Below are 13,069 nucleotides of genomic sequence, written 5' to 3' on the forward strand. Positions count from 1 at the left end.
CATATCCCCCTAATTGACAAAGGGTAATTGATCCCAATGACTGGTGTACTTAGGCGAAACATTCTCTGACTTCATTTTCCAAGCTTGGTCAGTGCCTGTCGCAGCTACTCGCAAGGCCTGGGCTCCATAACGTGTATTAATTGAATCTAGAGTTTTCATGAGGCGCACTGATTTTCCTTTGACCTGATGATCTTCAAACAATGAAGACTGAACCAGTGGCTTATCAGTCATCAAACCCAACATCACGCCAGCCTTTTTATATCTGAAGCCTTTTTTATAAATCTCTTTCAGTCCTTTGATGGCCATTTCAGTCAAGACCAAGGTGTCATCCGTTGGATGCACTAAAGGTATTTGAATACTTTGACTGTACTGAGGTTCATTTCTCATGAATACATTGGTCTGAACAAAGACGCTGATTGAACTGGTCAATGACTCTTGCTCTCTTAATTTTTCGGCGGCTCTGGCTGTGTGTGTCGCAACTGATTCAGCCAATTCTTCCAAACTGAGAACTAATTTGCCAAAACTTCTAGAAGCGATGATTTGTTGCTTGGGTGGGGCCACCTCCTCCAGAGCCAAGCAAGAGAGTCCACGTAATTCATAACAAAGTCTTTCAATCACTACCCCAAATTGCAATCTCATCATTTGCGGAGATACTTGTACTAGATCAAGTACGGTGTGTATGCCCATGCCCTCTAAACGTTTGGCAATTTTTCGACCAACACCCCAAACTTCAGCTGCAGATACCTCACTCATCCATTGATAGAGTTCTTGTTTGGGCATATTGCTTAAATCACACACACCATTGAATGATGGATTCTTTTTGGCCAAGTGATTGGCAAACTTGGCCAAAGTTTTGCTGGGTGCAATGCCCACGCAAACAGGCAAACCAGTCCACTGCTTGATGCGCTGTTTGATCTCAGCGCCTAAATGCGTGGGAGATTCGTGAGCATTTAAAACAGATTCAATTTGCAGGAAGCTTTCATCCACACTGTAGACCTCTAGCTTGGGCGTGAACTGTCGCAGTATCTCCACCACGCGCTGACTCATGTCGTGATACAGGGTGTAATTAGATGAACAAGCCAGGATGCCATGCTGCTTGGCCAAGTCTTTCATCTGAAACCAAGGCGTGCCCATTTTGACACCCAAGGCTTTGACTTCAGCACTGCGTGCCACAGCACAACCATCATTATTGGACAACACCACCATGGGTGTTTTTTCTAACTGAGGGGCAAAGACTCGTTCACAAGACACATAGAAATTATTCACATCCACCAAAGCAAACAGTGGTGCATGGGTGGAATGTTGACTGGGGGAGCTCATGATCAAACTCGAGATGAACTACTGGAATAACGTCTGACAACACCAATGACCACGCCCCATATTTGTAGCTCATGGCCTTCACTGAATGTGATGTTGGGATAGTCAGGGTTTTCTGGACGCAATTCAATGAGTCCTTTGTATTTGTACAAACGCTTGATCGTGTACTCACCATTGACCACCGCCACCACAATGTCTTTGTGTTTTGGCTTTAAGGCTCGATCAACGACCACCTTATCGCCATGATGGATGCCAGCCACAATCATTGATTCACCTCTCACAGTAAACATGAAAGTGGCTGGCTTATTCTGTATCAGATAGCTATTCAGATCCAATCCATCAGCCGCATAATCAGCCGCAGGACTCGGAAATCCTGCTGATAATGGGTGCATGATGAGTGGCGTCTCATTCACCGATAAATCACCGGACAAGCCTTGAGGCACTTGGCTCAAGCTGGTTTGATGAAGAAGTTGATTGATCGATTGAGTCATAATAATACTGTATATTTATACAGTATATATGAATTAAGTCGGATTCAGCAAATTTGTTATTCCAACATTAAGATAGACCCCATCATGTTGGGGAAAATCCGTCAAAAACTACTGGCCAATACGTTTCCGAAAGAAGTTTCGGCAGCAGAACTGATCTGCCCTATTTGCGACCGCCCGATTCCAAGCTCGCAAAAAGATGCGCATCACTTTGTTCCAAAATCAAAGGGTGGAAAGGCCACCGAGTATTTGCATCGTATTTGTCACAGGCAAATACATGCTTTGTTCACAGAAACACAATTGGCCAGAGAATTGAATACAGCCGAAGCCATCAAAGAGAAAGCTGAGATGCAAAAGTTCATTGCTTGGGTGCAATCCAAGCCCAATGATTTTTACCAACGCAGCTCAAAGAGCCAGCAGTTTAAAAACGCCAAAAACCTGATCTAGGGAAATAAATTTCTCGGTATTTCTGCTCCTGCTTAAGAGATGTCACCAAGAAGCGCACGATTTCATCATGCTTGGTAGAGCAATCTAACTTTCGTTGTGCAATGCGCTCTTTGGCAGCAGCAACAATCACCTCGTTCAAATCAAAGGCCCTGCTATCCAAACCTGTTTGAGCTCCCAAACAAAGTTGGAAGTCACTCATGGTGTCAATCCGTTGCGTGATCTGCTGTGGCGTCAAAGAGGCACAACCACCAAGCAAGACCAATGCCAGACAAGCAATTTGCTTACTCAATCGATGCATGGAATATTGTTTGAACATGGTCATACTTTAGCAAATATTTATAGAGTCACGCCACTTGCTTTGAGTGGGGAGTGCTCTGCCAGTTCATCGATATAGTTTTCAATACCACTGCTCTCTCGAATCAAGAATCGCTCAACAGCTTTTGAGAACTCAGGGTCTTTGATCCAGTGCGCAGATTGCATCTTGACCGGCATGAAGCCTCTGGCCATTTTGTGCTGACCTTGAGCGCCTCCTTCGAAAACATCAATGCCATGAGTGATGCAATATTCAATGGCTTGGTAATAGGCTGTTTCAAAATGCAGGCAAGGCACATACTCCAATGTACCCCAATATCGACCATAAGCCGTTTTAGCACTTCCCGACTGATCAATGAAGAGCAAAGAGGCGGCAATTGCTTGCTCATTTTTATGCGCCACAATCAAATGAAGATTTTCAGGCATGGTTTGGGCCAGCATTTGAAAAAATGATTCACTCAAATAAGGTGATGAGCGGTGTTCGTAATAGGTATTTGCGTAGCAACGATAGAACAATGACCAATCCTCTTGGGTCGCATCCGAGCCATCAATGTGACGAAAAGATATTCCTGCATTTTGTACCTGAGATCGTTCGCTGCGAATATTTTTACGGCGTTTCATATTGAGCTGACTTAAGAAGTCATCCATGCTTTGATAAGCATGGTTTTTCCAATGAAACTGGACGGCATCTCTGGCCATAAATCCTTGCTTCAATAGAATCTCTTGAGTGTCTTGATCAGCAAATAAAACATGCGCTGATGAGATGTCGTTTTGCACCAATAATTGTTTTAATTGCCGAATCAACAGAATCCGAATTTCATCAGAGTGCTTGCCCTCACCCACCAGTAGGCGCGCACCCCTGACTGGCGTGAATGGTATGGCACAAAGTGCTTTGGGGTAATACGACAGGCCATGTTGTTGGTAGGCTTCCGCCCACGACCAATCAAAAACATATTCGCCATAAGAATGACTTTTTAAATACAGAGGCATTAAACCGATGGGATTTTTATCACTAGAATCGTAAATGGCCAGATGCGCTATTTGCCAACCAGTGTTGCTACCAACACAAGCGCAATCTTCTAAGGCACTTAAAAATTCATGGCGCAAAAAAGGCGTCGCGTCTTTACCCAAAAGATGATTCCAACTCTCTTTTGAGACCAGATGAATGCTATCGAGGATACGACATTCAAAGCTATTGTTTGCAGACACTTTTTTGCCGTTTTTCTAAAGGAGTTAAAACAGCATTTGATTGTAATTTAAGACCATGCAAATTAGCACATGGTCTTAGCCACCCCCAATTTAAAGTCTGATTTGCGTCATCCAGAAATATGTCACAGCCATCAAAATGATTCCAGCCATCCATTTGTAGGGCCTTACTCGAGAAGGTAAGACGTTTGATTGAAGTGAGACTTTGGCTTTGATTTTCTCTAATATGGCATGAATCAATACACCGCCCACATGAATCGCAACAATGGCCATGAGTAAATTACCCAAGGTTTCATGCAGATCTTCAAATAAATCAGGCCCAATCTCTTCATAGACCAAGTAGCCACTGATGGTCACCATCAATATGACCGCCAATAGGATATAAGCAGTTAAAAAACCAACGGCATGAAACCCAATGAACTTTTCTGGCTGAGAAGTGAATAAAGAGCGAAGATAAGTCATGACTTTTTTAAGTCTTGGAAAAATAGTGCTAAATCTGGCGTACTTCCCGCCAATAATTCCCCAGATAAGACGAAAAACAACCAAGCCAAACATGGTGTATCCCATGGTGACATGAGCTAGGCGAAACTTTTCACTGTCTTGAGTGATAACGGCCCCCAGAAAACATATGGCTAAGAGCCAATGAGACACCATGACTGCGGCATCCCAAGACATCATTCTTTTTGATAACTGATGAATCATTGAGGCACCTTTACAAACTCATCGTCATACTGCCCTTTGTCGGCAGTTGTGTGACAAGCCATACAGTTAGCCTTACTTTTGATACTGGCTCTTTTCCAGGTTTGCTCCGATATCTTTCTGTGCTTTTTAACAAACCAAGCAGCTTCAGTGACACGATCATTGGGAGGCGCACCATTGACACGCTTGTACGTTCCTGAGTATTGCACCAACCATTGAGTGACTTCTTTTACGGACTGAGGGTCTAATGAAGCATCCGTACCATAGTGTTTATCAAGACCCCCCATGATTCTGAGCCAAGATTCTTTGGGTAAAAAACCTGGGGCGTACAGCATGTGGCAACTGGCACACTCCGTGGTCACTTTTTCTGGGATTTTTAATGGCAGCATGTTTCCATCTGCCCAAAGAGTTGAAGAGAAAGTAATCAAAATGAATGTGACTAATTGTTGATAAGTTTTTTTCATGGTGGGCTCTGATTATTTCTTCAAGGAATTTAGATAAGCCATGACGTCTGCTTTTTCTACAACTGTGCACTCTCTTCCCAAGACATCATTACAGTTTCTCTTGAACCATTTATTGACTTTGGCTTCATCCGTGAATCTTTTGGCATTGAAAGCCGGGGCTAAAGGAGCAATTGATTTATTTGTAGAAGCATGAAGCCCATCGCTGGTGGGTGGAGATTTGTGACAAGACGCGCAACTCCATTCCTTGCCATGTTTGGCCTGAAAGAACTGCTCACCTCTCGAAACAGATGGTGCCTGATTGGCTTGGGCCGCATATTGCTTTTCTAGCAAAGTTGCATCCAATGCCCAAGCACTTGTGCAACAAGCACCCAATAAAATCCATAAAGTTTTCTTAATTAAGCTATTTTTCATAATGCGCCTCACTTCAATGTTAATAATCTAAAAAATTAAGATTAAGAGAGTATTAACAAAACCCTTATTCAGTGAGGAATTGCCATTAATTGGGATAACATGAGTCATAGCAATCAATTTTTTAGGGCAAATATGATGCAGATCAAAATCCAATCTTTGGCATTAATGATATTTGTTGGACTGACAGCCACGTCTCAATGGTCATGGGCTCAAAAAGATTGCGTAAAAAATCCCCCCAATGTGGCAAATCTTGTTGAAACACGCCCAGGCTTTCATCGGGTGACAGGACCTTTGGCTGAATTCAACCCATGCCATTCATCAGTTGATCTTTCAATGCCCGGATTCTTTTCAGATAAGTTGGCTGAGAAACCACCTCTGATGATCATTGCTCATGGTGGCAATGGCCCAGGCAGCGCAGAAAAAGAAATGGTTCGTCGCATGAACTCAAAAGGCGTAGCTACCCTACTCTATGACGCCTACAACATGAATGGTTTTGAGTACCGTGGCACTAATCTATTTTTAACTGGTACCAGCAATGAATCACGTCAACGCATGATTCTCAAAGCAACAGTAGGTGCTTATCAGTGGGCCAAGACATTAAGTCAAGTAGACACTTCCAGAATATTTATTCATGGTCTATCGAACGGTGGCAGCGTCGCGCTCAATATGGCAGCACTTGTAGAACCCGAACATGTGAGAGCAGTTTTTGCTGAAGGCGCAACACCGACGGGCATTGGTATGCCCGACAAAATCAAGGTGCCTTTGTATATGGTGTTTGGCAAAATTGATAATTATGGTGGTAAGCGTGAAGATGATTGGATGTATACCCGCACAGACCCCTGCGCCTTTAATCAAATATCACCTCTGGCTGCCATTGGCACTGCTCATCGCTGTAACTCAAGAACAAATCCCGAAAAGATGACCATCTCACCACAAGCTTGGGCTGAAGAATTAAAAGCAACAGGCCAAGCGATTGATTTTTGGTTTTATGACAACGCGGCCCATGGTTTATTGGCAGGTTTTATTGATCGAGGCATGCGCACCTATGGATCAGGTCCAAGTGCTGCTGTTCGCTATGGTTGGATTGGGGCAAGTCCAGATGCTGCTAATCAATTTGTGACAGATTTAATGAAAGTGATCGTGGCTAGCTATAAATAGACTGCAATGAATGAAATAGGATTTGGGAGAATGTAAACTACTTCTATGAAACCAATTATCACTATCGACTTTGTTTCCGACATCGCCTGCCCTTGGTGCGCTGTTGGTTTTGGCAACTTATCCCAGGCCATGGCTCAGTTAGAGATTGTGGTGGATTTTAAAGTTCACTTCCGTGCCTTTCAGTTAAATCCTCACATGCCTCCTGGTGGCCAAGATGCCATGGAGCATTTAACTCAAAAGTATGGCTTGAGTCTTGAACAGGTAAAAACCAATCAAGCTCAAATCAGAGCCAGAGCTCTTGAGGCTGGTTTCAAGTTCCATCCAGATGGTCGCAAACGTGTTTACAACACATTTAATAGTCATCGCTTGCTATATTGGGCTGCCAACGAATGTGATCTTGAGAAACAAGCGACTCTGAAAAAAGAGCTTCTCAATACCTATTTTGTTCTGGCCGTCAGTCTTGATGATGAAAAGAATGTTTTAGATGCTGTGGTTCGAGCAGGACTGGATAAGGCCAGAGCTGCTGAAATATTAGCCAGTGATGAGTTCACTGCAGAAGTAAAAGCTGAAGAAGAGTTTTATAAGAACTTGGGGATTCAGTCAGTGCCGTCACTGATTCTTAATGAAGAGTATTTACTGCAAGGCGCCCAAGAACCTGAGTCACTGATCAGTGCCTTTGAGCAACTGATCAAGTAACTGACTGTCAGAATTTAGGAAATTCACTTTCTTCTTCAACTTTGTTGAAAGCCAACTTTGTTGGCGTGAAAAATAGTTGGTACAGGCAATAAGCTTTGATACCCAACTGAATCAATACAAGCAGAGCCATACCAATACTGCTGCTCTGCATCAAGAACAGTAAGCTCAATGGCAAGAAAATCACAAGCGCGTAAGCCAAAAATAGATATCTGGCCAGGTTACTTCCACCAGAAACTTTCCAGATGATGAATAAGTAAAAGGCTGCCTGGACTAAGGGGCCGTTCAAACTATTTTCCGCAAATGACGGGGAACTAAAAGCAAAGTAAGCAACCGGCAATAGCTGCAATACCAAATCAATCAGGAGTAATTGGCCAGTTAGTTTTAGTTTCATTTTTTGGACTATCAAATGGTGGATGAACAGATCTAATACAACCTTTAGAGGTTCGTAGTTTAGCTTGAGTCTGCTCTGAAGGGGGTGCTTGAGAAAACTGGAGGCGGAACCCAGAATCGAACTGGGGTACACGGCTTTGCAGGCCGCTGCATAACCACTCTGCCATCCCGCCGGGGATGAGTTGTTAAATTAAAAAGGGAAGCTGGTTAAGCTTCCCTCGTAATTTGGAGCGGGATAAGAGGCTCGAACTCTCGACCTATACCTTGGCAAGGTATCGCTCTACCAACTGAGCTAATCCCGCATAACAACAAGACCGTTACTTTACCATAATTTCAGCCTATGTCAAATAAATGGGCTTTTTTGGTGACTTTGTAGATGGGGATTACTGTGGGTAAAGTCTTTGTTTTTACAGACTTTTAATCAATAAGTGATCAAAGATCTGCTTTGGCCTTGATCATCGGCCAGGCTTTTTGAAGGTAATAGAACATCGACCAAACTGTCAGAACAGCCGCAATCCAAATCAGGGGTTTACCAATCGTTTTGGTGTGGAAGAGATTGAACAATGTGTCGTTAAAAAGCAAGAATGGAATTGCTATCAGTTGGGCCGCTGTTTTGAGCTTACCCACAAAGTGCACGGCCACGCTCTTCGATGCGCCAATTTGAGCCATCCACTCTCTTAAAGCTGAGATGGTGATCTCACGACCGATGATGACCAATGCCACCCAAACTTCCACACGGTCAAAGTTGAGAAGAACCAAAAGTGCTGCTGCCACCATGAGTTTGTCGGCCACCGGATCTAAGAATGCGCCAAAGGCAGATACCTGACCCCACTTGCGAGCCAAGTAACCATCCAACCAATCTGTAAGGGCTGCACCAACAAAGAAAATCGTTGCCCAAAGGTTTTTTTCATCAATATCCAACCAAGATTCAGGCAAGTAGAAAATACCAACCACCAAAGGTATGGTCGCAACGCGTAACCAAGTGAGGAAGATCGGTAAATTAAAGGGCATGACGCAAGGATAAAGGGTATTACTGAATAATAGAAGTTCTAAAAACTTGTTTTTGAGTCTTATTTTTCAATGCAATTGCTTGTAAATGATCTCAGCTAAGGCTTTTGAAATACCTTCCACTTGCTGAAGCTCTTCAATGGTGGCACTGGTGACGCCTTTTAATCCACCGAATCGAGCCAAGAGTTTTTGACGTCTCTTAGCCCCTATGCCTTCAATTTCTTCGAGGCGCGAGACGTTTCTGGTTTTCTGTCTCTTGGCTCTCATACCAGTGATGGCAAAACGATGAGCCTCATCCCTGATTTGAGCAGTGAGTAAAAGCGCAGGGCTTTCTAAGCCGAGGGTCATGGGTTCACGCTGATCAGCAAAGATGAGAGTTTCTAAACCAACTTTTCTACCCTCACCTTTGGCAATACCGACAATCATGTGAATGTCTAAACCCAACTCATCAAAAACTTCCTTGGCCATACTGACCTGCCCTTTACCGCCATCCACCAAAACAATGTGAGGTTGTTTCTCAGGCGGGATTTCTTGAAAGTTGGCATAACGCCTGTGAAGCACTTGGCGCATGGCCGCATAGTCATCGCCAGGAATGATGTCATTGATATTAAAGCGGCGGTACTCGCCACTTTGCATGTCGTGCTTTTGATAAACCACACAACTGGCTTGAGTGGCCTCGCCTGAGGTGTGGCTGATATCAAAACATTCAATGCGCAAATCTTCAGCATTTTCAAGATCAAGGTTGAGCACCTCAATCAATGATCTTGTTCTAGCTTCTTGGCCACCAGCTTCTGTGAGTCGTTTCGTCAGAGCCAATTCAGCATTGTTCTGCGCCATGATCAACCAGTGCTTGCGCTGACCTTGTGGCTGCTTGAGGATCTGTACCTTTTTATTGGCTTTGGTATTTAAAAGCTCTTGTAACTCATCATTTTCTGGAGAGTCACTGAAGTCTTGAATGACCATGACTCTAGGAATGAGTTTGAGAGATTCAGCGTCATCACTCAAATAGTGTTGAGTGATGAATGCTTGCATGACTTCGTCACTATTGGGCATGGCATCTTCTTTGAAGCGCCCCATTTTTGGAAAGTAAGCTCTATCACCCAAATGACGACCACCTCGCACCATGGCCAAGTTAATACAAGCCAAGCCACCCTTCATCGCAATGGCCAAGATATCAACATCGCCCTCGCCATCGGCCACAGTGTCCATGGATTGTTGCTGCAGTACTTGTGATAAATCAGCGATTCGGTCTCGCATCATGGCAGCTTGTTCAAACTGCATGTTGTCACTGTAGGACTGCATCGCTTGCTCGAACTCAGCCATGACGCTGGCATGATCACCCTCTAAAAATTGAACTGCCTTGTGGATATCTTGAGCATAGTTTTGCTCTGTGATTCTGCCCACACAGGGTGCACTGCATCGATGGATCTGATGCAATAAACAAGGCCTGCTTCTATTTTTAAAAATAGTGTCTTCACAGGTTCGTATCTGAAACACTTTTTGCAATATTTGAATACTGTTTCTAACAGCCCATGAATTCGGGAACGGTCCGTAATACTGATGGCGTTTATCCACCCGACCACGGTAATAAGCCAAACGTGGATACTGATGACCAGAGAGCATCACATAGGGGTAAGACTTATCATCTCTGAATAAGATGTTGAATGGCGGTGATAGTTCTTTGATGAGGTTGTTCTCTAGAATCAAAGCCTCGGTTTCTGTGCGAGTGACTGTGGTTTCTAAAGAACGAATTCTGGTGACCATGCGCTCAATGCGCGGCGATGATAAATTGCGCTGAAAATAACTGTTGACGCGCTTTTTTAAGTCTTTGGCCTTACCAACGTATAAGATTTGTCCTGCTTCATCGAAAAAGCGATAAACACCTGGCAAACCAGGTAATTTTTTAACATCATTTAAGAGGGATTCAGGGGTCTCATTCGACATGCGTTGGGATATCTTTTGTCAAATCGTCGATAACTATGGTGATGCTGGTGTTTGCTGGCGTCTGGCCAGGGCCTTGTCACGATTATCGTCCTCATCTATTAATACTGTTAGTTCTGCTGAATGTGATGATAGTCGTATTCGTTTATTTTGCGATGATTTAAATGTTTTAAATGTGATCGCCCATGGAGATGCCGTGGCCCATGGGGCAAGTTTAGGTATTGAGGTCTTACCTTGGTCGGCTGCTGAGTCTCCAAGTGTTTTGGCTTCCGTGGGTGATGTGGTGATTGAGGCCTTTGCCTGTCATTTACCGAAACCGTATATTGACGCCATGGTTCAAAAGGCATCCGATCAGGCGCCGATTTGGATCAATCTCGAATACCTCACTGCAGAGGCTTGGGCAGATGACATGCACTTGATGCCATCGCCTCAAAACAATGGCCTGAACAAGTATTTTTATTTCCCTGGCTTCACGCCTAAAACCGGTGGCGTGCTACTAGGTGATTGGTACGAGGTTACTTCTAATCTGCTGACTTCTGGTCGAGTGACATCACCGCCCAACTCTTTATCTTTGGTGCTTCAGTCATGTCGCCCTGCTTCTAAAAAAATATCTGTTTTCAATTACAAACAAGCTCCCTTAGATGCATGGCTCAACTCAGTAAACCAAGCTGCCTTGGCTCATGGTGATCAGGTTGATGTGTTTTTGTGCGCAGATCAAAACGTGTCGACTGCAACGCAAAAAGCATTTTCTTTAGAGGATTCAGCAGTGAAGTTAATTCAACTGCCCTTCATCCCTCAGGAGGATTACGATTATTTACTCTCCGTTTGCGACATGAATTTGGTCCGCGGCGAAGATTCTTTTGTGAGGGCTCAGTGGGCAGGTAAACCATTCATTTGGGATATCTATCCGCAGTCGGATTTGGCTCACGAAGTTAAATTAAATGCCTTTTTAGACCGTTATTTTGAGTCTTCTATTGCTGAATTAAGATCCACAGGGGTGGCAGCCATGAAATGGGGCCCCGCTTCCGATTGGTGGCCACATTTAGGAGCCTTGACCAAGCATTCTGAGGCTTGGCGAGATAACTTAATGGGTCTTGGGCATTTAGAGGGTAAAATCTTAGACTTTGTGAAATCTCAGGAAATATCGCGATGAAAATTGCTCAAGAACTCCGCGTAGGTAACGTTGTAATGTTGAATGGCCAACCTTTGGTGATTCAGAAATCAGAATACAGCCGTTCAGGTCGTAATGCTGCAGTGGTGAAGATGAAGTTCAAGAACTTGATCACCGAAGCACCTAACGAAGGCATTTTTAAAGCTGATGACAAATTTGAAGTTGTGATCTTGGAGCGCAAAGAGTGCACATACTCTTACTTCGCTGATCCAATGTATGCATTCATGGACACAGAATTCAACCAGTATGAAGTTGAAAAAGACAACATGGGTGACGCTTTGAATTACTTAGAAGATGCGATGCCAGTTGAAGTGGTTTTTTACGAAGGTAAAGCATTGTCTGTTGAATTGCCAACCATTGTTGTTCGTGAAATCACTTACACAGAGCCAGCTGTTAAGGGCGACACAAGCTCAGGCCGTGTATTGAAGAACGCAAAAATTGCTACAGGCTACGAACTACAAGTTCCATTGTTCTGCAGCGAAGGTGACAAGATCGAGATCGATACACGCACTGGCGAATACCGCAGCCGCGCTAACTAATTGATGTTGTTAGGCATTCAATCCAACTGATTGAATGTGCAGAAAATCAGAACAAAACCACTCTGCGGAGTGGTTTTTTCTTTGGTGCACATTGATTAATTTTTAAGCAAACAACCTAGCATCTTGAATCGAGAAGGTTTAAGTTGAATTCAACAGTAGTTATCAACATTTTCTGTGGATAACTCATCGATAAGATTTATTTTCATGTGCCAAAAGAGTGCAAGAAAATGAAAATGCCACCGCATAGATTGTCATCCGTGCAGTGGCTTTTATTTTTTAAAGCTGATGAGCTTAGATGCCTTTTTTCTCAAACCATCTGAACATCATCAATGTGATGATTGTGAAAATCACCGCAATCACCCAATGATTGATGCCCAGCACTTCAGGTAAACCAATCTTGCCAAAATCAGCCCAAGATAAAACGGTGGATTTAAAGAATGGGAATAACTCAGCATAAATACCAGCACCCACAATCATGCCAATCGCACCAAATACAGCGTGCCAACGGCCTTCACCAATTGCACCAACCGATGTACCTGGGCAAAAGCCCATCACTGCCCAACCAATACCAAACAATGAACCACCCACCAAAATAGCGCCGACGTTCATGGCTTTATGACTGAGTTTGATGAGGCCCATGTCATGCATGGCCAAAATACCAAACATACCAACGATGATTGCTGACAACATGAATTTGAAAATCGTCATGTCTTTGAACAACATCGCACCAACTTGCTTGTCGTAACGAAGTACACGCCCTTTTTGTAATAAGAAGCCAAAAAAGATACCAGTCACTAGACCTAAAATTTGTTCTGTTGACAT

At 43.7% G+C, this 13,069-nt stretch carries 16 protein-coding genes and 2 tRNA genes; 5 read left to right on the plus strand and 13 right to left on the minus strand.

Annotated features, from left to right (window positions below):
* Positions 1 to 9: 9 nt before the first annotated feature.
* A complete protein-coding gene (gene umuC, locus ICE88_RS01455; RefSeq protein ID WP_216248664.1) occupies positions 10 to 1,320 on the minus strand; it encodes a translesion error-prone DNA polymerase V subunit UmuC in 1,311 nt (436 codons plus the stop codon).
* A 2-nt stretch (positions 1,321 to 1,322) separates the two neighbouring features.
* Positions 1,323 to 1,808: a LexA family transcriptional regulator gene (locus tag ICE88_RS01460; protein WP_089515496.1), complete on the minus strand. Its 486-nt coding sequence runs from the start codon at positions 1,806 to 1,808 to the stop codon at positions 1,323 to 1,325.
* A gap of 84 nt (positions 1,809 to 1,892) precedes the next feature.
* Between ICE88_RS01460 and ICE88_RS01465 the strand changes: the two genes are divergently transcribed.
* Positions 1,893 to 2,252 (plus strand): HNH endonuclease signature motif containing protein, encoded by a 360-nt coding sequence (locus tag ICE88_RS01465; RefSeq protein ID WP_216248665.1) that lies wholly within the window; start codon positions 1,893 to 1,895, stop codon positions 2,250 to 2,252.
* Here ICE88_RS01465 and ICE88_RS01470 read toward each other — a convergent pair.
* The 5 genes from ICE88_RS01470 to ICE88_RS01490 all read right to left on the minus strand — a co-directional run bounded on the left by ICE88_RS01470 (position 2,227) and on the right by ICE88_RS01490 (position 5,344).
* Positions 2,227 to 2,568: a hypothetical protein gene (locus ICE88_RS01470; protein ID WP_216248666.1), complete on the minus strand. Its 342-nt coding sequence runs from the start codon at positions 2,566 to 2,568 to the stop codon at positions 2,227 to 2,229. The genes ICE88_RS01465 and ICE88_RS01470 overlap by 26 nt on opposite strands.
* A gap of 20 nt (positions 2,569 to 2,588) precedes the next feature.
* Positions 2,589 to 3,773 carry a GNAT family N-acetyltransferase gene (locus ICE88_RS01475; RefSeq protein ID WP_216248667.1) on the minus strand — a complete coding sequence of 395 codons (1,185 nt, stop codon included), beginning with the start codon at positions 3,771 to 3,773 and terminating at the stop codon, positions 2,589 to 2,591.
* Positions 3,774 to 3,863: 90 nt separating this feature from the next.
* Entirely contained in the window at positions 3,864 to 4,472 is a 609-nt protein-coding gene (locus ICE88_RS01480; RefSeq protein WP_216248668.1) for a cytochrome b/b6 domain-containing protein, read from the minus strand.
* Positions 4,469 to 4,933, minus strand: coding sequence for a diheme cytochrome c (locus ICE88_RS01485; RefSeq protein WP_216248671.1), 465 nt, complete (start codon positions 4,931 to 4,933; stop codon positions 4,469 to 4,471). Before ICE88_RS01485 ends, ICE88_RS01480 begins: the two co-directional genes overlap by 4 nt.
* Positions 4,934 to 4,945: 12 nt before the next feature.
* On the minus strand, positions 4,946 to 5,344 hold the full coding sequence (locus ICE88_RS01490) for a DUF1924 domain-containing protein (RefSeq protein WP_216248673.1): 399 nt from the start codon (positions 5,342 to 5,344) through the stop codon (positions 4,946 to 4,948).
* Positions 5,345 to 5,476: 132 nt separating this feature from the next.
* Here ICE88_RS01490 and ICE88_RS01495 point away from each other — a divergent pair, with 132 nt between their 5' ends.
* Both ICE88_RS01495 and ICE88_RS01500 read left to right on the plus strand, forming a co-directional pair.
* The gene (locus tag ICE88_RS01495) at positions 5,477 to 6,502 is read left to right on the plus strand and encodes a dienelactone hydrolase family protein (protein ID WP_216248675.1); all 1,026 of its coding nucleotides are present in this window, start codon (positions 5,477 to 5,479) and stop codon (positions 6,500 to 6,502) included.
* A gap of 45 nt (positions 6,503 to 6,547) precedes the next feature.
* Complete coding sequence (locus ICE88_RS01500) at positions 6,548 to 7,198, plus strand: DsbA family oxidoreductase (RefSeq protein ID WP_216248677.1); 651 nt, start codon at positions 6,548 to 6,550, stop codon at positions 7,196 to 7,198.
* A 7-nt stretch (positions 7,199 to 7,205) separates the two neighbouring features.
* Here the strand turns inward: ICE88_RS01500 and ICE88_RS01505 are convergent, their stop codons facing one another.
* From ICE88_RS01505 to uvrC, 5 genes are all read right to left on the minus strand, one after another.
* On the minus strand, positions 7,206 to 7,589 hold the full coding sequence (locus tag ICE88_RS01505; protein ID WP_216248679.1) for a hypothetical protein: 384 nt from the start codon (positions 7,587 to 7,589) through the stop codon (positions 7,206 to 7,208).
* 98 nt (positions 7,590 to 7,687) lie between these two features.
* A tRNA-Cys gene (locus ICE88_RS01510) sits at positions 7,688 to 7,761 on the minus strand.
* A gap of 53 nt (positions 7,762 to 7,814) precedes the next feature.
* Positions 7,815 to 7,890: transfer RNA gene (locus tag ICE88_RS01515), tRNA-Gly, on the minus strand.
* A gap of 130 nt (positions 7,891 to 8,020) precedes the next feature.
* Complete coding sequence (gene pgsA, locus ICE88_RS01520; RefSeq protein WP_216248681.1) at positions 8,021 to 8,599, minus strand: CDP-diacylglycerol--glycerol-3-phosphate 3-phosphatidyltransferase; 579 nt, start codon at positions 8,597 to 8,599, stop codon at positions 8,021 to 8,023.
* A gap of 66 nt (positions 8,600 to 8,665) precedes the next feature.
* Positions 8,666 to 10,540 carry an excinuclease ABC subunit UvrC gene (gene uvrC / locus ICE88_RS01525; protein ID WP_216248683.1) on the minus strand — a complete coding sequence of 625 codons (1,875 nt, stop codon included), beginning with the start codon at positions 10,538 to 10,540 and terminating at the stop codon, positions 8,666 to 8,668.
* Between uvrC and earP the strand changes: the two genes are divergently transcribed.
* Complete coding sequence (earP, locus tag ICE88_RS01530; protein ID WP_216248685.1) at positions 10,539 to 11,690, plus strand: elongation factor P maturation arginine rhamnosyltransferase EarP; 1,152 nt, start codon at positions 10,539 to 10,541, stop codon at positions 11,688 to 11,690. The two genes, uvrC and earP, sit on opposite strands and share 2 nt — an antisense overlap.
* A complete protein-coding gene (gene efp / locus ICE88_RS01535; protein WP_089515479.1) occupies positions 11,687 to 12,247 on the plus strand; it encodes an elongation factor P in 561 nt (186 codons plus the stop codon). Before earP ends, efp begins: the two co-directional genes overlap by 4 nt.
* Before the next feature lie 291 nt (positions 12,248 to 12,538).
* On the opposite strand, the gene ICE88_RS01540 is transcribed toward efp, so the two are convergent.
* Positions 12,539 to 13,069 (minus strand): YeeE/YedE thiosulfate transporter family protein, encoded by a 531-nt coding sequence (locus ICE88_RS01540; RefSeq protein WP_216248687.1) that lies wholly within the window; start codon positions 13,067 to 13,069, stop codon positions 12,539 to 12,541.

Source organism: Polynucleobacter sp. AM-26B4 (genome assembly GCF_018882285.1).
In the GTDB taxonomy this organism is placed as follows: domain Bacteria; phylum Pseudomonadota; class Gammaproteobacteria; order Burkholderiales; family Burkholderiaceae; genus Polynucleobacter.